This is a genomic window from Acidovorax sp. sif1233 (assembly GCF_019218755.1).
Classification (GTDB): Bacteria; Pseudomonadota; Gammaproteobacteria; order Burkholderiales; family Burkholderiaceae_C; genus Acidovorax.
The window spans coordinates 193,066-213,638 of record NZ_JAHUWZ010000009.1 but is presented as its reverse complement, the minus strand read 5'-3'; the positions used below and the strand labels follow the sequence as shown (position 1 = coordinate 213,638).

At 59.8% G+C, this 20,573-nt stretch carries 19 protein-coding genes; 13 read left to right on the top strand and 6 right to left on the bottom strand.

The genetic code is table 11. The features are described from left to right. Both KW843_RS27035 and KW843_RS23670 read left to right on the top strand, forming a co-directional pair. Positions 1-109 (top strand): IS3 family transposase (locus KW843_RS27035; RefSeq protein WP_370628535.1); only part of this gene is annotated, 109 nt, incomplete at its 5' end. A 70-nt stretch (positions 110-179) separates the two neighbouring features. Next, positions 180-923: a hypothetical protein gene (locus KW843_RS23670; protein ID WP_218297584.1), complete on the top strand. Its 744-nt coding sequence runs from the start codon at positions 180-182 to the stop codon at positions 921-923. A gap of 281 nt (positions 924-1,204) precedes the next feature. Here KW843_RS23670 and KW843_RS23665 read toward each other — a convergent pair whose 3' ends face one another. Further along, complete coding sequence (locus KW843_RS23665; RefSeq protein ID WP_218297583.1) at positions 1,205-4,162, bottom strand: NACHT domain-containing NTPase; 2,958 nt, start codon at positions 4,160-4,162, stop codon at positions 1,205-1,207. 302 nt (positions 4,163-4,464) lie between these two features. Next, the gene (locus tag KW843_RS23660) at positions 4,465-5,466 is read right to left on the bottom strand and encodes a site-specific integrase (RefSeq protein WP_218297582.1); all 1,002 of its coding nucleotides are present in this window, start codon (positions 5,464-5,466) and stop codon (positions 4,465-4,467) included. A gap of 855 nt (positions 5,467-6,321) precedes the next feature. On the opposite strand from KW843_RS23660, the gene KW843_RS23655 reads away from it, so the two are divergent. Together KW843_RS23655 and KW843_RS23650 are read left to right on the top strand one after the other, a co-directional pair. Next, positions 6,322-7,422: a DNA methyltransferase gene (locus KW843_RS23655; protein WP_218297581.1), complete on the top strand. Its 1,101-nt coding sequence runs from the start codon at positions 6,322-6,324 to the stop codon at positions 7,420-7,422. Then, entirely contained in the window at positions 7,419-8,915 is a 1,497-nt protein-coding gene (locus tag KW843_RS23650) for an McrC family protein (RefSeq protein WP_218297580.1), read from the top strand. The genes KW843_RS23655 and KW843_RS23650 overlap by 4 nt, the downstream gene beginning before the upstream one ends. On the opposite strand, the gene KW843_RS23645 is transcribed toward KW843_RS23650, so the two are convergent. Beyond that, positions 8,905-10,668, bottom strand: a complete 1,764-nt coding sequence (locus tag KW843_RS23645; protein WP_218297579.1) for an AAA family ATPase — start codon at positions 10,666-10,668, stop codon at positions 8,905-8,907. The two genes, KW843_RS23650 and KW843_RS23645, sit on opposite strands and share 11 nt — an antisense overlap. 504 nt (positions 10,669-11,172) lie before the next feature. On the opposite strand from KW843_RS23645, the gene KW843_RS23640 reads away from it, so the two are divergent. The 4 genes from KW843_RS23640 (at position 11,173) to KW843_RS23625 (ending at position 13,638) form a co-directional block, all read left to right on the top strand. Continuing rightward, a complete protein-coding gene (locus KW843_RS23640; protein ID WP_218297578.1) occupies positions 11,173-11,859 on the top strand; it encodes a hypothetical protein in 687 nt (228 codons plus the stop codon). A gap of 156 nt (positions 11,860-12,015) precedes the next feature. Next, on the top strand, positions 12,016-12,405 hold the full coding sequence (locus KW843_RS23635; RefSeq protein WP_255594903.1) for a type I restriction endonuclease subunit M: 390 nt from the start codon (positions 12,016-12,018) through the stop codon (positions 12,403-12,405). 1 nt (position 12,406) lies between these two features. Beyond that, on the top strand, positions 12,407-13,162 hold the full coding sequence (locus tag KW843_RS23630; RefSeq protein ID WP_255594902.1) for a hypothetical protein: 756 nt from the start codon (positions 12,407-12,409) through the stop codon (positions 13,160-13,162). Continuing rightward, positions 13,159-13,638: a hypothetical protein gene (locus KW843_RS23625; protein ID WP_255594901.1), complete on the top strand. Its 480-nt coding sequence runs from the start codon at positions 13,159-13,161 to the stop codon at positions 13,636-13,638. The genes KW843_RS23630 and KW843_RS23625 overlap by 4 nt, the downstream gene beginning before the upstream one ends. Here KW843_RS23625 and KW843_RS23620 read toward each other — a convergent pair. Beyond that, positions 13,635-14,009: a helix-turn-helix domain-containing protein gene (locus tag KW843_RS23620; protein ID WP_218297577.1), complete on the bottom strand. Its 375-nt coding sequence runs from the start codon at positions 14,007-14,009 to the stop codon at positions 13,635-13,637. The genes KW843_RS23625 and KW843_RS23620 overlap by 4 nt on opposite strands. Positions 14,010-14,098: 89 nt before the next feature. Here KW843_RS23620 and KW843_RS23615 point away from each other — a divergent pair, with 89 nt between their 5' ends. From KW843_RS23615 to KW843_RS23595, 5 genes are all read left to right on the top strand, one after another. Beyond that, the gene (locus tag KW843_RS23615; RefSeq protein WP_218297576.1) at positions 14,099-15,145 is read left to right on the top strand and encodes a dienelactone hydrolase family protein; all 1,047 of its coding nucleotides are present in this window, start codon (positions 14,099-14,101) and stop codon (positions 15,143-15,145) included. Continuing rightward, positions 15,142-16,344: a serine hydrolase gene (locus tag KW843_RS23610; RefSeq protein WP_218297575.1), complete on the top strand. Its 1,203-nt coding sequence runs from the start codon at positions 15,142-15,144 to the stop codon at positions 16,342-16,344. Before KW843_RS23615 ends, KW843_RS23610 begins: the two co-directional genes overlap by 4 nt. 314 nt (positions 16,345-16,658) lie before the next feature. After that, complete coding sequence (locus tag KW843_RS23605) at positions 16,659-17,102, top strand: DNA-binding transcriptional regulator (protein WP_218297574.1); 444 nt, start codon at positions 16,659-16,661, stop codon at positions 17,100-17,102. A 136-nt stretch (positions 17,103-17,238) separates the two neighbouring features. Then, the gene (locus KW843_RS23600) at positions 17,239-17,610 is read left to right on the top strand and encodes a hypothetical protein (protein ID WP_218297573.1); all 372 of its coding nucleotides are present in this window, start codon (positions 17,239-17,241) and stop codon (positions 17,608-17,610) included. Positions 17,611-17,995: 385 nt separating this feature from the next. Then, complete coding sequence (locus KW843_RS23595; protein WP_218297601.1) at positions 17,996-18,760, top strand: SDR family oxidoreductase; 765 nt, start codon at positions 17,996-17,998, stop codon at positions 18,758-18,760. A 116-nt stretch (positions 18,761-18,876) separates the two neighbouring features. Here the strand turns inward: KW843_RS23595 and KW843_RS23590 are convergent, their stop codons facing one another. Together KW843_RS23590 and KW843_RS23585 are read right to left on the bottom strand one after the other, a co-directional pair. Continuing rightward, positions 18,877-19,566, bottom strand: a complete 690-nt coding sequence (locus KW843_RS23590; protein WP_218297572.1) for a hydrolase — start codon at positions 19,564-19,566, stop codon at positions 18,877-18,879. Positions 19,567-19,706: 140 nt separating this feature from the next. Next, complete coding sequence (locus KW843_RS23585) at positions 19,707-20,570, bottom strand: pirin family protein (protein WP_218297571.1); 864 nt, start codon at positions 20,568-20,570, stop codon at positions 19,707-19,709. Positions 20,571-20,573: the final 3 nt, after the last annotated feature.

Sequence of the window (20,573 nt, the reverse complement as noted above, 5' to 3'; positions counted from 1 at the left end):
CAATTACATCGAGATGTTTTACAACCCTAAGCGACGCCACGGCACTGCCGGAGATACTTCACCGGTAGAGTTCGAAAGACGCCATTTCCAACGGCTTAAAAGTGTCTAGGGAATCCGGGGCGATTCAATGCAACCCCGCAAAGTTCGCAGACGGCGATGCGCAGCAAATCCACCGCGTGATGCGCGGTCTCATCGGTCGCCGTGAGTACAACGAGTTGATGCGCCGCCCGCTGTTGAACGTCATCCACTTTGCGGTCGACATTTACCATGCCGCACTGACCCGAATGCTGGTGCGCTACGACAACGGCCAGCGCATGAGCGTGATGGCAAAGCGCGTTGGCAAGGGTGGCTTCATCGAGGGCTACAACTTTGGCAGCGTCAGCAGTGACTACCAGACTGCCGCCTACAACAAGCAGCAAGAGCTTGTTCACGCCGCGATCTTGGCGATTGCTCAGTCTGGTTCGTCGGGCTTCAACGACGACCCGCTGAAGTCCAACAAGATCAAGCAGTTGACGCGAGTGCTCGGCGGCCCAGAGATCGCCCGCGTTGAAGTGCGCGGCAAAAAGATGCGCGGCCTGCCCCTGTGGAAGCTCTCGCAGCAGACCAACCGCTTCGCACGGTTCCACTTTGCCGATCTATCGGCTGGTGGCACCGAACTTGACCCGCTGACCGAAAAATCGTTTCTTGCTTTGTGCCGCCAGGACGGCGTCAAAGCCGCTCTGGAGGCGTTCAAGCACACAGAGCATGCGCGCAAGGTGCATGCGCTCTGGCGCAGTCGTCAGGCCGCATGGTGGCAACCGGAAGAGTTGTGGCAGCAGGCATGCGATGCGCTGCGCGACACCGGCATGTTTCCGCCGGAAGCGTTTGATCCGCCAAACAGCCAAGCAGAGCAGCCGCAGCAAAAGCGCCGTCGTTTGCGTTGAGCTGCCAATCGGCCGGATCGTTTTTTTTGAGCGCTTTCCGGCCGTCGCAGCACCACAGAGCCAATTTAGCAAAAAAGTGTGCTTGCTGGCCGTTCTGGTGGCGGCAAACAGCATGTCGAACAGCCGAAGTTGGTCATTCGGTGGCACTTCTTCTGGTCAAAGTCCAGCAGCGTCCAGTACGGCGATATGTTGGCTTCGGTTACATGGTGGCCGTAACCAGCGGCTAGAAACTTTGTTTAGTGCCATCTGAAATGGCGTGGTGCTGGACACCTAGTCTGTGTTCAGGCGCCGGCCCAGAATTCTGTAACCCCAGGAATGCTAAAGTTACGACGCGCAATCTCTGCAGGTGGAACGAGGAAGATCAAACGGATTTTGGGCCGCCCTTTGCTATTAATGGTTTCCCAAAACGCCAAATTGCACTGCGTGAGTCTGTTGACGAAGGCGGTCCATTTCTGCAATCCGAGTCGTAGCGCCCACCCAAGCCTACCGCCGTCTGGCTCAAAGTCATCAGAAAAGACAACGATCGGCGCATCCGGCCGGCTTACCAAAGCGTGGATGAGGCTATTGGCGATATCTAGCCACTCCACGGTAGCGGCATTTTCTACTCGCTCTACAACTCCAGCGTCTACTAGGGCAGTGCGGACATGCGGGGTAGTATCGCAGTAAAAATCTGGCGACTGGATCTTCTGAATCAATTCGGGTGCGACATTACGCAGCAGTCTGAGCGTCGAGATTTCGTCCACTGCAAGGTAATTGATAGTCGTGTTTTTGACGTCCACAGTCGCCGCGCCACTTGATATCTTGAGCTGGTCGATACTGGAGTTGCGCATCATCAGCTGACTGCCGTGCCCCTTGCTTACCTCGACGTTCCCAAACACAAGCTCTGACGCAGACAGATGCGGAGGCATGCCCTTTGCTTGATCAAGGAGCGCAGACCAAAGGTTACCAACATTTCGCCTCCAGTTTGCCGACGTGTTTTCGACAGGCAACAGCACCTGTAGCGCGCTCTGAGCAGCCTGTGGAGCGCCAGCGGTGAACCATTCGATGACAGCCGGATTGATTGCGCCCTTGACGAAAAAGTTGACTGCATAGGTCTTGTCGACCCCAGCCCCGCACCGCCGCTTTAGTGCCAGCGAAAGAAAACAGTCAGAGATCACCTCGTGAGAAAACCCAAACTTGCTGTCGCCCGCAACGATTTCCCCGGCCGACAGGCCACATAGCGAAGTAAGCCTGCGTCGCAGGCCCGGGCGGTCCTTTTCAATATCATCGATTTCTAAAGCGGCACAGGCGCAGAGCTCCAGCTCTGATTGATCCAATTCACGCTTGCCTTCGAGATGCATCATCTCGGCGAACTCGCTGAACAGGTCCTGAAGCTCGCGCGTAGAGAGAACGGGAACGTTGTTTTGATTCAGTATCTTCTTCGACTCACGCTCGAGGTATTGTTCGACTACTACTTGGAAGATTCCACCTGGTGCTCCGCTCGTGAGGCTCCGGCCGCCACACCACGTCGCGAACGCCTTTGCAAAGAATGGAATAGCCAGTAAGCGCCAATCGCGCTCACCTAGGTCTGAGAAGGTGTGACTTTCGACGCCATAGCTCTGGAGGAAGGTGATGGTGCTATTGCGTGACCAGGGCTGGATGTTCGCTATCGTGTGTTCCACGTTCAGATCGGTCGTCTCGCTCAGGGAGCGCCGATAGCGAGTCATATAGTAGGCTGATCGCGCGGAGGCAATCATCACGCCGCGGCCGCGCAAATCATGGAACCATCCTCCCAGTGAGCCGAGTGGGTTGTCGTAGCCGCTGCTGCCAAGTAGCTCGTCAAAGCCATCGACGATAAGTACAAGCAAGCCGTTCCTGCACAGAACCTTGGCACTTTGGCTATCGAGGATGCGGGTATTGCTCAGCGACGTGTTGATAGCGTCATCTAGGTTGGAGAGCGCCCGTCCCGTAGAGCTCACGAACAAGTAGAGAGGCTCGTTGCTAGCTGGGTTGACCTCAATCGCACTGGCTCGCTCGCGAGCGAGGGTCAAGAGATGCTCGGTTTTTCCCAAGCCAGCATCGCCGACAATAAAGAACACGGTTGTAAAACTCTTTGATGGCAGGCAGGCCGCGTCGACGCGCGACTGGATATTGATTGGCTCGGGCGACGTTTCCTGTGAATCTGTCTCCTCGATTAGTACAGGATCGATCTTCATGCCAGGCGCAGCCTCGAGGCTGCCGGTCTCCGCGATCTGTTTGCGTTTCTCCTGCTCCTCAAGCTCGAGGCGCACACGCCGTGCGAGAACGCTCCAGTTTGCAATCTTTCGCAGGAAGTTGGAGTACCCAATCCAGGTGTTCGCAGCTATGTCTCGCCACTCATAACGGTTGTCCAGTCCACGACGAAACGAGTCAGTCCTGTGCAAATTGCCCTGACTACTGGCCTGTGTCCAAGTGACGAAGACAACTCCTGCGTGCTCTGCTTCCCCGAAATCGTAGGGCGGAGGCGAATGGTCTTCGGAGAAGCCTGCGATGTCTCGCGTGATCTCAGAAACGAACTGGCCAAAATGCTTAGTTATTGGATCCCTGCCAAGAAAGCGCTCCCGGAATGCTTGCGTATTTTCCGGACGCTGGTTGCGATAGGAACCAATAGCCGGGCACAGGTAGTAGACACCGTCGGTATCGAAGTTTGAATAGATGCCTATCACACCCTTCACAAGGTTGGCATCCCAGACCGGGCACAGCTCCTGCAGGTCTGAGCCACAGGATGCGACAATGGACGTCGCGCTCGCCGCGTAGCTGAACTTGCCCAGCTGCGCCTCGAGGCGCTGCGCGATCACTTCGGAGAACTCCCGCAGCGCATCACAAATCGCTACAGCCGACGCATCCTCGACGGGAATCGGGTTGCCATGCGAAAGTTCATCGCGAATAGTCTTGAAGCTCTTGCCGTCGTGGATGTTTCTCGAAAACTCACTGAGAAAGCCTTCTGCAAACTCGCACCATCCGACGATGACAGGATCTTGGTTAGTGGTCCATTTTCTGGCGAGCTTGATTCCGCTCAGCATCTCACCGACGCCCGGGGTGCCACCGAGCTTGATCGGAGCGGCGGTGCGGCCGCTATAGCACGCCAGCAGGGTAAGCGCGACTTTGATATGAAAGTCCACGAGCGCGGTGTACTCGCGGGCATCCGAAGGCGATTGGGTCAAGCGCTTACTGTATGGCGTTGAATAGCTGCGAATGAGCTCCGAGAGTTTCCCTTGCATGAATTTTCCTAGTTCATATCCGCTGCACGGTGCAGGGGTTGTTGTGGTGATCTTGCCGTAGTCTAGGGCTTTCGATAAACCGATGCCATGACACAGCGCTGGGCGACTTATGATTTTCAGTAGCGCCCTCCGACCGGCCAGTTGGACGATGATGCCGGGGCACTTCACCTACCGTAAATGGGCTCGCTCGAATAGAAGAAGCAATTGTCTGAGACCGTACTGCTGAGCCGTCATTCCCCGTAGCCTGACAAAAGACTGTTGTGGGCTGTGAGCAGACGATCAATGCGGTTAGATCGCAGCCTTCACAGCAAGCTCGGAATTTTCCTGCGTGCAACTGGCCGGATGTACTTGGCCAATGTCACATCTGACTTGTGCCCTGTCTGCTCTCGTATCTGCCATGGCTGCAATCCCTTCTCCGCTGCGCTTGTGCAATAGCCAGCCCTCAAGCTATGGCCGCTGACCTTTTTCGCGTCACCACCTACGCGCTCTACCGAAGCCTTTACGATCAGCGCCACCGATTGCGCTGACAAACCATGCCGTGCAACGCGGTCATGGCGGCTGACAGCACGAAACACAAACCCCTCATCGATTTCCGAAATCTCCAGCCAGTGCATCAAGGCGCGCACTGGGCACCGCTCGCCATTGGCGTGTGGGATGAATACTGTCCGACCGTGACCGTCCTGATCGGTCTTGCTAGATGGCAAGAATATCTCCGCGCCATTGGTCAAGTAGGTCAGGTGCTCAACTTTCACCGCCACAAGCTCCGACCTGCGCATGGCCGATGCAAAGCCCACGAGCAGCAGGGCGCGATCACGCGCGGCCTTGATGGACATCTTCTGCTGGTCGATCATCACCAGCGCCGCCAACAGATCATCTTTGACCATCGGCTGAACTTGCCGTTGCTTGGTGCCCAGTGTCCGGCGAATGCCCTGCATCACGCGCTTCACGGTCTCGCTTCGGGCTGGGGATTCCAGATTTTTCTCGAGGTGAGCTTTGTGGATCGCGGTCACCCGGCGCTCCAAGGTCGCAACCGACAATTTTTCCGCGCATCGCGCCAGGTATTCGGCCACAACGGTCGGACTGGCTGGAACGCTCCCGCCGTTGGCGAAAAAATGCTTCAGATCAGAGGCGTATGCGCGCTTGGTAGCAGCCGACTGGCTGGCTGCGATGAACTGCTCGGCCGTGGCCGAAAAACCGCTCAGAACGCCCTCTGGCTGCGTTCGCGGCTTGCGGTTGGATGTGGTGGTGCTGCGAGCAGACAAAGCTGCGCCAGCGCCCTCCTGCGGAGTGCGAATTTTCTTCATGGTGAGTCCTATGGACGGGTTGGAAAAACAATAAAAACGGCCCGCGAATGGGGCCGTTTTGGTGCTCATCTGGCAGTCGATAACTGTGTCTTATCGCTACCTGAAATTCTGAAAAAATGCCCCGACTACGAGGATTCCAGGCCTTTCAAGCTACCCACGCCCTACGGCATGGCAAGAAAAAAGTCGAGAGTAGCGAATTCAAGACAACGAAGCGACCGGCTGCAACTCACCGTTGCGGTAAGTTTTGTTGAATTTTCTCAGGTTACCAGTCACGGGGCAGATTTTCCCCAAATTTTGGTTATCTGATCCACTGAGATGCCTACTTGACGAGCAGAAGTGATCGGTGCGAATCCTGTCGGCCGGTTGCTATCGTTCACGGTGGCAGGCCGAACGACAGCAGAAGGTTGTTCAGAGTCGTTCGCGGCCGGTGCCCTGAGCGACTACTTCGATCATCACCGGCCATTCGACGGGCATCGGTCCGCTTACGCAGCAGCCTCGGCCGGACGGGGCTGCGCTCTACACTTGTCCACAGCCAGCACGCATGCTGCCGGCATCCGTCCCAAGGCCAGAGTTCAGCCGGTGGGTCAAGATTCGGTCGGCGCCAACAGCGGTACGACGCGCCCTTTATGCCGCATGCCCCCAGCGAGGTGCCGATGACTGATGCCGAGGCCGAAGCGCATACCGCAGAAGTCCTGGCGCCCTATGGGCAGATGGTCAGGATTCGATTGCCCGCCTGACTGCTGGCAACAGCTATGGAGCAGTGGAGTGCTATGGAGGAAAAACGGCTTGCGCCTACGGCATAATGACAACGAATGAAAAGATTTGAACACCTTACGCCGTCGTACAAGAATACTCATGATTGAAGTTAATCTCACCCTGAAGGAAGTTGCTGCTCACCTCAAAATTTCACTGAGCACCGTTCGTCGCCTCATTCGTAATGGAGAACTGCAGTCGTTCCGCATCGGTTCGCAGGGACAGGTCCGTGTGCCGGAGAGTGCTGTCAAGCGGATGTGTGGAGATTCCTCCATCGCTGCCGAGGTGGAGCAGGCATCGGCGGTCAAGGCTCCTGTCGTTGCTAGCGAGCCTCCTGAGATTCGGGTGCTGGGCGGCATCACGCGAGACGAACTCCGCTGGAGCATCCTGCATGCGGACGTGAACGCTGCGGCGGCAAGTCTGCCAGCCGAAAGCGTCAACTGCGTCGTGACCAGTCCGCCGTACTACTGGCAGCGTGACTATGAGGTCGACGGTCAGATTGGGCACGAGTCCACCATCGACGGGTACGTGGATGCGCTGGTCGAGGTGTTTGCCAAGGTCAAGAATGCGCTCACGGCCGATGGCACGCTGTTCCTGAATTTAGGGGACACGTACTACTCGGCCAAGGGCAAGCCTCACGGCACTGACGGAAAACACAACGGTCGCAACATGATGCGCAAGCATCTGCGCGCTGTTGACGGCCCGGGCCTTGGCCTTCCACGCAAATCACTCATCGGCATCCCCTGGCGGGTTGCTCTTGCCTTGCAAGAGGACGGCTGGACGCTTCGCAGCTCGGTCATCTGGCAACGCCCAGGAACCTTGCCTGAGCCAACCGCTCACGACCGTCCATGGCGCACGCACGAAAACATATTCGTCTTCTCAAAAGGGCCGAAGTACTTCTTCAATCGAGACGGTCTCCAAGGTGAGGAAGACATCTGGAAAATCATCGCGAGACCCGAGAACCCCGGCTCCCACTTCGCTCCGTATCCGCGCGAACTCGTTGACCGCTGCTTGGCATGTGGATGCCCAGAGGGTGGCACTGCGCTCGACCCGTTCGTAGGGTCGGGGACGACCATGGTCAGTGCCTTGGCAAGCGGCCGCCAAGCGGTCGGCATCGAGCTCAAGCCGGAGTACGCCGATTTCGCTGCGCAGCGCATCAAGAAGGAGTTCGGTTCGCTGGCGACTGTCAAGGAAGCTGCGTGACATTGGCGGTACGCCTCGAGCAGGCCGGGACGGCGCTGGAGCTGGTCCCTGGCGGCGGAGACATCGAGGTCTACGAGGGGACGGTCCTGGGGTCTGTGATGGCTCCGAGCCGCCCCGTAATCCAGCTCGACGACGTCCAGCTGCCGGTGTCTTGGCATCAGGGGGCCAGACTCGCAGTGTGGAGTATGGACCTGACCAACCAAGTCGGGTTCCATCGCCTGAGCGTTCAGGTAGCAGGCGCGACGCACACCTTCGATTTCAGAACGAGCACGGCAAAAGCGACATGGGAGGAGGTCCGGTCGATGGCTGAGGTGTGCGCAAACTCGTACTTCGGCTACAGGCGGCAGTTCGCCTATATGGCCGCCAATGGGACGATCCGCAAGGTTCGGCTCCCACAGATTCACTACGCCTGGCTCAGGGACCGGCTGCCGGAGATTGAGCGCCTGGTTCGGTCCATCAACCATCGCCCAGCCGTTTCCCACGTGCGGACCGTCGAGGTGTCATTGCGCAGCCAAGGGCTGTCCGTCGCGCAAACGAGCCGGCTGCTGCGCGAGAAGCACCATCTCCTCGAACGTGCGGAGGGCGGACCTATCCAGGTCGGTGGCGTGAGCTACTGGCCCTCTCGCGTCGCTGTGCACACCCGGGAGAGGCAGACACAGCTCGACGAACATGTTCAGATTGCGGCGTTCCTCCAAGTGCTAGCAGCGCAGTGCCTGGACCTTGCGACCGTGGTTGCGTCGCCCGTCCGGACCGAGGTTCAGGGGTTCGCGGAGCTCTTGAAGGTGCTGAGGGCACTGCCCGTGTTTCGCGGCCTCCTCGTACGACCCGACGCCAAACCGGCCACTGTGCTGCCGACGACCATGCAGCGCAGCGACAAGCGGTACGGCCGGATGCGTGATCTTCACGCGGAATACGGTGCCGACATTGCAGACAGCACGGACTTCGCCAGGTCGATTCGCGCAAACGTCAAAGACGTCTGGGAGGTGTACCAAACGTTCGTTGCGCATGTGGTTGGCAACGCTCTAGGTCTCGACTACTCATCGCCTGACCGGGACCTTCGGAAGCGATCCGCGCAGGGATGGTCAATGCGTTCTGAGGAGTGGCGCCTCTTCTTCGACACCAAACCACCGAAGCATGTCCTTTCCTCGTGGCGCGATGCGGCAGGTAGGCCTGCTGACGAACGCCCGGATATCCTTTTGGTCCACCCCGCTACGGGGCGTGTGATCGTGCTCGACGCAAAGTTCAAGTTGGATGCGCAGGCAACGCGGGCCACACAGCCCGACTTGTTTGAGATGCAGGGCTACTTGAACTCTTTCGCCGCGAAGTCTGGTGGCATCATTTTCCCGGGGCCAACGCTGGCCGCGAGCCGGATTGCCGCCAAGGGCAACTCGCTGCTGGAGCTGCCCATTCGAGCCGATCACTTCGCGGAGGCCGGCGGTGCGACGTCCGTCCACGAGTACGTGCGAGAGGCCATAAAGTCGCTCAGTATCTGAACAAGACGTGGCCGGTTCCAAGGTCTTTAGTACGTAAGAGCGCCTCGAGCGCGGCCATCGCCGCAGCAAAGTTTCCGCTGCCCGCATCAGCCGATGAGGTAAAGGCGAGGAGCTCTTCGCCGACCGTACTCGGCCCGCTGAGCTGTGGAACGACCTTCTGGGCAAGCTGCTCGCTCAAGGCCGTACGCCACGGCCTGCCGGACATTGCCACGTAGTCGAGAACGTCCTGAACAACGCCAAAGGTCAAGGAGGTGGAATCGCTCGCTGCGCACGCTTTGCAGATTCCCCACAGCAGGTCGCGGAATGCTGCCGAGCGCACGTCGGAACCGGCGGACAAGGCCGCCGTCAAGCGCTGAGCGCGGAATCCATCAAGAACACTACCAAGGCCCCCTTGAGCGCGTCCATCAACCCGAGCCTTGGTTTGCTCCAACATGTGAACGCAGGCTTGGTCGAACTTGACGCGGTCATCGGCCGCCACCAGGCCCCCAAGTGCATTCGGCATTTCGATGATGTTCGCGCGTCGCTTGACTGGGCTGCTGAGGGGCGCACGAGTGGACTCCTCAAGGAAGGAGTTGACGGTCCCGATCACAAATGCGTCGGGCGGGAACTGGCTGGGCGAACCGTGTCCGGGAAGCTCAACCTTCGCGTCACTCTCAATAGCAGGCAGCAAACGCGCAAGATAGTGGTCGACCTGACCGAGGTTCATCTCGTCCAGTAGCACCACGTAAAAGTCTCGCGGTCGCCCTGACAGGAACAGCTTGCGGCTAAGCTCTGTTGCGGCCAGCCCACCGGAAATCTTCTCGTAGCCGAGTACGTCAGCCTCTGAGAAGTCGCTACCGACGCTGACCTCAACAAGCGAAACAGCGTTCGCAAAGAAGGTGTTCAAGCCCTTGGTGAATGCACGCACAAAGGCCGTTTTGCCGGTACCTGGGCGGCCGGCTAGGACGACAAAGCGCTGTGCAACCAACGCCCCGTAGAACGCATGCACAAAGCCGGGAGGCAAGGTAAGCTTCTCAACCTGGGTGACATGCTGTTCCAGGTGCTGCAAGAGGTCCGCTTCCGTCCGCCCCAGCATTGATGGGCCGGGTGGCACGCCACGAATTAGCAGTGCTAACTCTTCTTCGGTGATGCGGTCCGGTGAGAAGTACTCAGACTCCACCGGACGAGTCGCGTCGAAAAGGCGAGCGTACTCGTCATCATTGATGTTGAACTCAGCCCGGAACTTAGCTTCGACGGCGTCGAGCGAGTTCGGCAAGTCCTCGACACGATAAAGCCATGCTGCCAAATCAAACGTCGGGATGCGGAGCTTGGCACCCCCCGGCGCAGCCGGCAGCAGTTCCTCGAGCTTATCCAGGTAGTCAGCCGTGAACGCCCATTCCTTTGGCGTTACGCGCTCCAGAGCTTTGCGGAAATTGTCGGACGTCCGCGCTCGCTGAAGCGTGCCGCCGCTGTACTTCGAGTTTTTCCAGTACCAAGAATCGTCGTCCTTGAGACCGAAGGGGACGCAAAAAGGCTTCTCGGTCGAGCCACCCGCTGGAGAAAAATAGTCGCGAAGCAACTGGCCTTCTTGGGCCCCACCCCAGACCGTGCCAGCCCTCGGTGTGTCTGGCGTGGTAGCGCTGCCTGGTACCTCCGGAGTGGCAAGCCCCACGCCAGTCTTTTTCATCGAGAGGAACGTCACCCCGAAGAACGCATGGAACGGCTCTAGTTTTACGACTGATTCGGCCAATTGGCCTGCGGAGATGTACGCCAAGACATGTCCCTCGTGAACTCGTTGTATGAGGGATGATTCTAGTGGCCGATGGGTATCCGCTAGCTCCTTCGACACACCGATGCGCGGTAGTTCGTTCAAATTGAGAATCGCTTAATATTTGAGCAATTCAAGTGCGATTTAACTTAGCCAATAGGGTTGAATGCACGGATTGAGCGCGAAGTCAACGCTCTTCGGACTGATTTATCGCAAATTTGGCGCGTTTTGCGTTGAATTGCTCATATATTGATCAATTATATAGAATTTGATATATAATTAAGAAAAATCAGTACATTTTTTTATAAAGAGAATTGGGAGCGGTTGCCGTGCTTTTGAGCCGTTCAATGGCTTCTTTCACGATGATTCTCTCGCCCCGCCATGCTGTATTTGCAGTCCCGGCTGAATGCTCTGCTCGGCCGAGGTCCAAGCAATTTTTCCACGCCGTCGTAGTTCCTTGGCGACCAGCTGTTCAAGGCGGCTAGGCCTGCTTGCGCCTGGAGGAAACCCATGACCCATGACGCCACCTGCAATGCTGCCTTCCGGTGTAACCATATGGGCCGATTGCTGCACCGGATGGGAACGTTGCTTCCCCAGTGGCTGAACGGACCAGACTTGGCGCGGGAATGCCGTGACCTAGAGCAACTGTGCTGGCCTGAACTTGGTTACCCAAGGCAGCCCATATTCGATGGTGATCTGCCTGCATTTTTGATGGTGGACGGTGACTGTTGTCCAGTTGCCTTGTTATCCCCAGCGGACCCGATAGAGCTAGCAAATCGGCTGGCTGCCTTTGAGCCATCACCACCGCCAGCGGAGTCATGCATCGGTACGAATCTGGACACGCTGGCGCGGCTGCTGAACCTCACGCCATTCGAGTGCCGATGGCTGCTGTGGTCCCACTGCGTTAAGCGCTTTGGCCGGACGATCTTGCCGGTCATCCCAATGCGTGACGCCACTCACGGCTGCAACGTGCTGGCACTGTTGTGCGAGATGCCGGTGGACACTGTACGAGACGCCGTGGCATCGCGCCGGTTGCACACCTGGGGCTTTCTCGATGGCATCGGTGCCGATGGTGCGATGCCGTCGCTCCTGAGCGGATGGCTGTCTGCCACCGACCAATTTGCTGATTGGATCGAGCAGCCCTATGCCTCGAACTCTGATCTGCTGGCCGCGCTTTGCCAAGCGCAGTTTCGTTAATGGCCTCTCGCTGAGGTCTCGTCTCTCGTCGGCTGCTTTCTGCGGCCGAACTGATTTCTCTCACCCGCGTTTTCTATCCGGTACCTGTTTGCGGAGGTCTACGCACGCCTGTTTGTTTTCACCGTTTTGTTTCGTTCCCCACCCAAGGAGATTTCCATGACCACAGCACCCACGTCCACAACCAATGCAGCGGCTCCTGCACCGACCACCCCAACGATCATCTATTCCAACACCGCCCGGTTCCCGCTGGGCCAGATCGTGGCCACGCCCGGAGCTTTGGAGTTGCTTCAAGAAACCGGCTTCAGCGCTGTCGCACTGATCAGCCGCCACGTGCATGGTGACTGGGGCGATCTGTGCGAAGAAGACCGCACCGAGAACGAGTTTGCCGTCACGCGACGCCTGCGAATTCTGAGTTGCTATCGGCTGGTGGACGCTGCGCGGCTGGCTGAAACACCGACCGACAAGCGGTCGTCATTGCCCACCCTCTGGATCATCACGGAAGCCGATTGCAGTGTGACCACACTGCTGCGCCCTTCGGATTATTGAAATGCCCAAGACGGTTTCATTGAATCGTCCGGCGATGTCCTATCGGTTTCAGCGCGTGTACCCCGGCATCCAAACCGGACACGTGCTGACCGTGCAGACCAAACGCCAAGAGCCGGTGCGGTTTTTCATGCAGCAATCTGACCTAGACGGCGCCTGCGGGGTGCATATTGCAGCGATGATTCTGGCGATCTACGATCTCGCAAAACCGTCCGCCCTGCACGAGATGAGCCACAGAAAATCAGGCGTCTCCGCGCTAGTCTGGCAGGCGTTTCAGCACACATATTTTGCTGGTGTTCACCCCGAAGAGTGGGTGGAGTTGATGGATGGTCTGAACCTGCCGCTGGCATTGACAGCCAAGTACTGCGTCCAAGACAACGCCGACGGTCACGCCCTTGAATGGCTGATGCGCGGCGGCGATCTGGTAGCGCTGGCATTTGCATCGGTCAAACACAACAGAACCAAGCACTGGGCACTAGCAGTTGGTGTTGAAGGTGTTGCTGTCGGCAAAGTGCATTCGCCGGACACCATTCTCTTGCTCGACCCCAGTGCCAGCGAGCCCAGTTTTGCGACCTTCAACGCGCGGCTGCGCTTGCCAGTGACCGGCCCCGGCAGTCGGAGAGCCCCACCGAATTGGCCCAAGCCCTCGGAAGATGGCAAGCGCAAGCCGGTGCATTGGCTGTACGAGGCTGCGGAGTGGAATACCGAAGAAGTCCGATTGCTGGCGGCAGTGCGGTTGCAACTGAGGGTGGCAGCATGAAGCGCACCTTGATGCGACGCCAGGTCTTCAAGATCATCGGTGGCATGGCGTTGTCACCTTGGCCACTGCCTGTGGCATCAACCCAAGCCGATAGGGTTCAACAGACGGTGGTGGCGCTGCTGGCGGCAACGGAAGAAGGCTCCCTATTGCAGATCGACCTGGAAGATTTGCGCGGCACGCTGAATCTCTGCGGTCACTCGCCTGTGAGCTTTACTGTGACGAACCATGACGCTGACAAAGTTCTGGATGCTTGCCGCGACGCATTGACACTGATGCCGAGCCACAAGGTGGAAGTTGCTGTGGTTGTGTGCAGTGGGTACGGCAAGGGCTTTCAACTTACCCATTGCGCCGAGGTCTTCACTATGGTCCGGGACGCCATGGATGAATCGGCGTGTCTGGTGCTTGGCGCTCGATTCGACCCCAAGCTGGTGGGCGCCATGAGCGTCACTTGGCTGGCTGGTGGACTAGATGGCTAGCGCAATGGAGATCGCCGCGTTCCCTGTGGCCGGTCTGCCCCCGTCTTGGCCAACGACGCCTCATTGATCCGGCGCTTCACAGACGTGCGGCGAAGGTTCTTTGGTAGTTGCGCCTCGAAGCCAGCCATCAAGTCGGTCATGGTCATGCCGAGTGACTTCGCCAGCGAATCCAGCACCAGCAGCGTAGGTGCCGACAAGCCACGTTCCAAAAGCGAAATGTAAGTCCGATCCATGGACGCATCGAAGGCCAGTTCAGCCTGCGATTTATCGCTGTCCTTGCGCACGGTTTTGAGGTATTCACCGAACGCCACGGCCAAGGGATGACGGTCGGCAGCGACCTTCTTCTTGGCAGTGGTTGGTGTGGATTCCATTGAGGTGAAAATGCCTCAATGACGACTTAAATACGACAGAGTAAATTCTTCATTGTGAGAAACTTCCAGATTCAAAAGGGGGAACGGGGATGAGAACCATACTGAACAGAACCGTGCAAGGCTGGCTTGCTATGACATGCGCGCTGAGTGCGAATTTGGCGACTGCAGCGCCGCTTGCCGACCTCAGCGGCGCTCAAACCGGCCGCATCGAGTTCAGTTCTTCCACGCCCGATCACCGCTGGGCCCTGATCCGTGGCCGGTTGGGTCCCGAGGTCACGGTCTACGGCGATCTGCTGATGCCGACCCAGCGTTCGGACGGCAAGGTGCCAGCAGTGGTGTTCTCTCACGGCAGCGAGGGTGTCAGCGGCGTGTACTTCGATGTATGGGCCAAAGCACTGAACAATGCAGGCTATGCCGTGTTCGTCGTGGACAGCTTCAAGCCGCGTGGCGAAGACCGCGTGACAGGCCCCACCAAACAGTTGACCTGGAACACCATGGCGAACACCACGGACGCACTGTATGCGCTCAAGCTACTGGCAACCCACCCGCAGATCGACCGCAACCGCATCTTCCACATGGGCTGGTCGCGCGGCGGGCAAGCCTTGCTGGATGCCGCATGGCCGACCTATCAGCAGCATGTGCTTCCCGCCAATGTGAAGTGGGCTGGTGGCGTCGCGGTCTATCCCGGTTGCAACATGCGCTACCGGGTGGATCAGCACAGCAAACTACCGGCTCCGATCTTGATGGTGCTGGGTGAGAAAGACGACATGACCCCGGCCAAGCCCTGCATGGAGTTGGCCGACGAGTACGCGGCGGCAGGCCATCCGGTCAGCTACAAGGTCTATGCCGGGGCAACACATGTCTTCGACCGGCTCAACCAGCCCTGGAAGAAATACAACGAGGGCAACTTCAATCTCTGCTCCATGGACGTGCGCATGCCCTACGGAGCCAATGATCGCAGCAGTTGGGGGCCAGCGCACGACAAGGCATCGGGGAAGACGTTCACCGACGACAAGGAGTGGAACGCCTACATGCCGACGTGCAAGCAGACCTCTTGGATCACGGTGGAGAGCAACGATAAGGCGCGCGAGCAAGCCGTGAAAGACGTTCTGGCATTTCTGAAAGGCATCCAATGAAGCGCACCACCAAACACTCCTTGCGGCTGCTGGCGGCTGCGGCCCTGACTTTCTGCGCTCAGGCCATGGCGCAAGTCACTCCAGTGGCCGATGGCGGTGCCGCAGCCCCCGACGAATGGCTGCTAGCCAAGACCGGACCGCGTTGGTTCCAGATCACGCAACCCAGCCCGAACCCGAGCACGCTCAACACCCGTGCACCGTCGGCCGGAGAAAGGGCCCTCGTGGACCGCGCCCGTACCCTGGTCGGCCAACGGCCCGCCAAAGCCTTCGCGCTGATGGACGGCAACACCGTCGTGTACTCCGCGTTCAACGCCCCGGCCGATTCCGAGTCTCTGTTTTTCGGCATGTCCATGGGCAAGACGGTCACGGCCATGGCGGTGGGTCAAGCCATATGCGCAGGCAAGCTCACGCTGCAGTCCAAGGCCGGTGACGTGCTGCCGGAACTGCAGGGCAAGGCACTAGGAAATGCCACGGTGCACGATCTGCTGCGCATGGCATCGGGGGCGGCAGAGCAGAACGGCGATAGCACCATCTGGACGCCAGAGCAGACCAAGGACTGGAACCAGGGCCTGTTGAACCTCGCAGAGTTGATTGCGACGGATCGCATCTCCAAGGCTGCGCGCGGCGCGTTCTCAGAGTACAAGCCCGGCGAGGCATTCGCGTACAAATCCACAGACCCCATGACGCTAGGCCTCATGGTGAGCCGCGCAACCGGCATGCCACTGAGCCAGTGGATTCAAGAACAGGTGCTCAATCCCATGGGGGCAGCGCATCCGGGGCTGTACTCACAAGACCGCGCCAAGAATGGGCTGGGGGACTCCGGCATGCGGCTGCGCATGGAAGACTGGATGCGGTTCGCGGCATGGGTCAAAGAGTCGTCCAAGAAGTCGGAATGCTTTGGAGACTTCGTGAAGGCCGCGATGGCCAAGCAGATCGGCAACGACCGCAACCCAGCAGCCCGCAAGCATGGCCGGATGTTCGGCGGCTACGGCTACCTGGTATGGACGGAAAACACGACGGCACCGGGCACCGCATGGGCCACTGGCTGGGGTGGTCAGCGTATCGGCTGGAACTACGGCAACGACCGAATGGTGGTGGTGTTCTCCAGCAGAGAGGCGTGGATTCCCGAGGTGTATGAGCTTGCGCGAGAGTGGGGCCAGGTCGCACGTTATACTGCACAGCAAGGTGTTGACCTTTGATGGACGATGGTGCAATCACACTATTTGTTGTGAATTTCCATGACGGTACTGGTGACGGTATCGGCGATTTTTCGGCCTTCAGATCAATGACCAATCAGAAGCAACGGCATCCAAGGCTGTCCACCGGAAAAAAGTCGTTGACGATTGAGTGGGAGTGAACTGGCGTCCTTCGGACCATCGCCAGTTCTTCTGGGAGGCATTCTGGTTGCGGTCCGTCCGCATACAGGATGCCTGCTGCATGCGCAGACTGGGGCCCACCGGAGTGCATAGCCTCTTCCCATCACCGGGAGGGGCTTTCACATACGATCCCCGCCATGAGTACTTTTTCCAGTGCCTTTCACGCCGAGGTGATCCGCATGGCCCGCAAGGAGCTTAGACCCGAACTACAGGGCATGCGCAAGGCAGTCACCAGCCACCGGTCCGAGATCGCGGTGCTCAAGCGCGAGGTCAAAGCGCTGGCGTCTCAGCTCAAGGCCACCCGGCGGTATGTCCCCAAAGCGGCGGAGCGGGAGGCTGCGTCTGCAGAGCGCGTATCCGCGAAGCCGCACGGCGAATTCCAGCCCGATGTGCTCCGCCAGATGCGCACGGCGCTGGGCATCACGCAGGCGCAACTGGCCATCTTGCTGGGCGTTTCTTCGCTGTCGGTCTACAAATGGGAGACGCGCGGCGTCACCCCGCGTGCGGCGCAATTGGCTTGGATTGACGAGGTGCGCGAGATGGGGCCGCGCAAGGCGCTGGCAGCGCTCGCACTGGATTGAAGGCGCTCTGCGCCGTCTGGATGCGAACGGTCAAAGCCCATCATCCGCAGGCGCCCGGGCAGAGGTTGAAAGCCTGGGCTTGCGTCGCTCTCTCTGGCTGCCGATCGGGAGGTTTTTCGCGCGGTGCCGCCGGGGAATGCCCAATGACCCTCCCGCCAACTGCCTGCGCGGCGCACCGGCCGGGCCGTCCGCATCTATCATCGGCACACTGCATGCCCCCTTTTTTTCGCAGAAGCTGTACCGGCACCCGGCCAACGGGCTGGCCGGTGCGTCCCTGAAGTCGATGTACAAATTCCTCTCCATGCAGCCCCAAAAGCAAACCTCCACCAACCGCTGCAGCTTTTGCGGCGCAACCAGCTACCGGCGCGTCGTCGCGCGGGATGCTGCCGGAGCAATGCGCTACGCGGAGAGGTTGGTGTGCACTGGCTGCACCCGCGAGTTCCCCAGCGTGAAGGTCTGGCGCGAAGGCCTTCCCGAAGGCTCCACGGCCCCTGCGCCTGCCCCGTGAGGGGGGCGCTTCCGTCTCCCAGCTCTTTGACGAGCGGCAGCAGTGCCGAACCCCTTGGCGCGTGATGAGACCTGCGGCGTCCCTCGGCATCCCACCCAAACGTTGTGCAACCAGAGCGGACCCTCGACGACGATCTGTTGAACTTGTGGAAGGTGCCCCCTGTCGCCCACGTTGACGTGGCGAAGAAGGCGTTGAAGGCAACCCTGCGGGAGCACACACGGCAAAAAAATCCCGAGGGCGGTGCCGCAACTGCGTGAGAAGAGCCGCCAGCCAAGCCAGCGCAAGGAGATCCCGTTTCGACCCGACATCCTCGGCGCGGTGCCGCTAGACTTTCTGCATGGCGCGCTTGCCCGCCAGTCTTCCCGAAATTGAATGGACACCAAGAATGAACGCTGAAAAAGTTGCCGTGGTCACGGGCGCCGGTTCCGGTATTGGCAAGGCTGTTGCACTCGCCCTGGCGGGCAACGGCTATTGCGTCGTGCTGGCAGGGCGCCGCGCCGCACTCCTGGAAGAAGTGGCTGCGCAGGCCCAGGCAAGCTTTGGCGCGGGAGCCCGCATGCTGTGTGTACCCACCGATGTGTGCGACCCCGCCGCCGTGGAAAGCCTCTTTGCACAGGCCGTCGCCCGCTTCGGGCGCGTGGACTTGCTGTTCAACAATGCGGGACGAGGCAATCCATCCGGCTCCTTCTTGGACTGGACACCGCAGCAGTGGCGCGACGTGGTGGATGTGAACCTGAACGGCATGTTTTATTGCCTGCAGCAGGCCTTTCGGACCATGCGCGATCAGACCCCGCAGGGCGGGCGCATCATCAACAATGGCTCGATTTCTGCACACGCGCCCCGGCCCAACTCGGCCGCCTACACCGCGACAAAACATGCCGTGATGGGTCTGACGAAAACTGCGGCACTTGACGGGCGCGCATACAACGTCGCGGTAGGCCAGATCGACATTGGCAATGCCATGACGGACTTGGCGTCGCGCATGGCCAAGGGGGTGCCGCAGGCCAATGGGGAAATCGCCATCGAACCCTTGATGGATGCCGACATCGTGGCGCAGTCGGTGCTGTACATGGCCAGCCTGCCTCTGGAGGCGAACGTGCTGTTTCACACGGTGATGGCCACCAGGATGCCGTTTGTCGGGCGAGGGTGAGATCCATTCAGGGCGATGCCTGCGGACGTGCAATGCATGGCTCTGGCGGGGGCAACCGTTGCTACACCTGCTGCTGAAGTGGAGCGCTCACCCCCACGGCGTGTTCCGCCCCTGATTCAGGAACGCTGCGAATCCAGTGGCTCGTGGCTCTTTGCCACTTCCTGCGCCATGGCATGGCTTTCAATCAGCAGCTGGTAGGGCGGGAACACGGCGCTGTAGGCCTCGGCCCATTGCAGCGCATCGTCGCGGTTCCAGGTCTTTTGCACCTCAGAACACACGGCGGCCGTGTCCATCGGCACCACCCCGGCCTGCACGATGCGCGCCAGCGTGATCTCCTGGGCCATCTTCGAGTAGGTGCCCGAGGCATCGATGACGGCGAACACCTGGTAGCCCTCATGCACCGCCGCGATGCTCGGAAAGGCCATGCACACGCTGGTGATGGTGCCGGCGATGATGAGCTGCCTGCGCCCCGTGGCCTTCACGGCGGCGACGAACTCGGGGTTGTCCCAGGCGTTGATCTCGCCCTTGCGCGCCACATACTGCGCGTGCGGGGCGTATTTGTGGATTTCGGGGATCAGCGGGCCGTTCGGACCCTGTGGCACCGAGGCCGTGGTGATGACCGGCATCTTGGCCAGCGTCGCCACCTTGGCCAGCGTCGTCGCGTTGCTGCGTACCTCGGTGAAGGGCATGTCCTTGATGGTCTGGAACAGGCCGCTCTGGTGGTCGATCAGGAGCATCGCCGCGTTGTCAGGGTCGATGATCGGTCGTGCGCCGCTGAAGTTGGCGATGGTGTTGGGGGTGTTCATGGTCATCTCCTGGAGTTTGCAAATTGCCCGGGATGGGCGGATGGGACGCAGCCGTGTCCCTCCGGCCAGCAAGTCCGGAAAGCCAACACCGCGCCGAAGGGAAAAGAGGGGAGGCCTTCCTTCTGGAAAGCCTCGTGTGCTCAGGCCGTCATCAGGCCGAAGCGGCCGCTGTTGAAGTCGGCCATGGCCTGGCGGATCTCGGCCTCGCTGTTCATCACGAACGGGCCGTAGCCCACCACGGGCTCGTCGATCGGCTCGCCCGACAGCCACAGCACGGTCGCATCGCTGTGGGCCTCGATCTCCACGCCGCTGCCGGTACGGTCGAGGTGCACCAGTTGCCATTCCCGCGCGATGGTCCCGTTCACCAGCACCGTGCCGTGCAGCACGACCAGTGCCAGCGTATGGCCGTCCTTCGCGTCGAAGCGGCCCACGCTGCCCTGGCCGATGCGGATGTCCCACACGTTCATCGCCGTGAAGGTGCGCGCCGGGCCGCGATGCCCGTCGAACTCGCCGGCAATCACCCGCACCCGGCCCGCGCCCTCGGGCAGGTCCACGGTTGGAATCTGCGCATCCACCAGGGTCTGGTAGCCCGGCGCGGCCATCTTGTCCTTCGCGGGCAGGTTGACCCAGAGCTGCACCATCTCGATGGTGCCCCCGCGTTCGGTGAAGGCGCGCGAGTGGAATTCCTCGTGCAGGATGCCGCCGCCGGCGGTCATCCACTGCACGTCACCAGGGCCGATCAGGCCGCCCGCACCGGTGGAGTCCTTGTGCTCCAGTTCACCCTGGTAGACGATGGTCACGGTCTCGAAGCCTCGGTGCGGATGCTGGCCGACGCCGCGAGGGCGCACGGCTGGCCCGAAGGGCGTCGGCGCCGCATGATCGAGCAGCAGGAACGGGCTCAGGTGCTGGCCCAGGCCGTCATAGCCAAACAGCGAGCGGACAGGGAAACCATCGCCCACCCAGTGTGGACGGGGAGCGCTGTAGACACCGAGAACTTTCTTCATTTG

What these genes read in the sequence shown, in the direction of transcription:
- KW843_RS23670 (WP_218297584.1), top strand. Translation starts at nt 180, where the DNA reads ATGCGCGGTCTCATCGGTCGCCGTGAGTACAACGAGTTGATGCGCCGC.
- KW843_RS23665 (WP_218297583.1), bottom strand. Translation starts at nt 4,162, where the DNA reads ATGCAAGGGAAACTCTCGGAGCTCATTCGCAGCTATTCAACGCCATAC.
- KW843_RS23660 (WP_218297582.1), bottom strand. Translation starts at nt 5,466, where the DNA reads ATGAAGAAAATTCGCACTCCGCAGGAGGGCGCTGGCGCAGCTTTGTCT.
- KW843_RS23655 (WP_218297581.1), top strand. Translation starts at nt 6,322, where the DNA reads ATGATTGAAGTTAATCTCACCCTGAAGGAAGTTGCTGCTCACCTCAAA.
- KW843_RS23640 (WP_218297578.1), top strand. Translation starts at nt 11,173, where the DNA reads ATGACCCATGACGCCACCTGCAATGCTGCCTTCCGGTGTAACCATATG.
- KW843_RS23635 (WP_255594903.1), top strand. Translation starts at nt 12,016, where the DNA reads ATGACCACAGCACCCACGTCCACAACCAATGCAGCGGCTCCTGCACCG.
- KW843_RS23630 (WP_255594902.1), top strand. Translation starts at nt 12,407, where the DNA reads ATGCCCAAGACGGTTTCATTGAATCGTCCGGCGATGTCCTATCGGTTT.
- KW843_RS23625 (WP_255594901.1), top strand. Translation starts at nt 13,159, where the DNA reads ATGAAGCGCACCTTGATGCGACGCCAGGTCTTCAAGATCATCGGTGGC.
- KW843_RS23620 (WP_218297577.1), bottom strand. Translation starts at nt 14,009, where the DNA reads ATGGAATCCACACCAACCACTGCCAAGAAGAAGGTCGCTGCCGACCGT.
- KW843_RS23615 (WP_218297576.1), top strand. Translation starts at nt 14,099, where the DNA reads ATGAGAACCATACTGAACAGAACCGTGCAAGGCTGGCTTGCTATGACA.
- KW843_RS23610 (WP_218297575.1), top strand. Translation starts at nt 15,142, where the DNA reads ATGAAGCGCACCACCAAACACTCCTTGCGGCTGCTGGCGGCTGCGGCC.
- KW843_RS23605 (WP_218297574.1), top strand. Translation starts at nt 16,659, where the DNA reads ATGAGTACTTTTTCCAGTGCCTTTCACGCCGAGGTGATCCGCATGGCC.
- KW843_RS23600 (WP_218297573.1), top strand. Translation starts at nt 17,239, where the DNA reads ATGCCCAATGACCCTCCCGCCAACTGCCTGCGCGGCGCACCGGCCGGG.
- KW843_RS23595 (WP_218297601.1), top strand. Translation starts at nt 17,996, where the DNA reads ATGAACGCTGAAAAAGTTGCCGTGGTCACGGGCGCCGGTTCCGGTATT.
- KW843_RS23590 (WP_218297572.1), bottom strand. Translation starts at nt 19,566, where the DNA reads ATGAACACCCCCAACACCATCGCCAACTTCAGCGGCGCACGACCGATC.
- KW843_RS23585 (WP_218297571.1), bottom strand. Translation starts at nt 20,570, where the DNA reads ATGAAGAAAGTTCTCGGTGTCTACAGCGCTCCCCGTCCACACTGGGTG.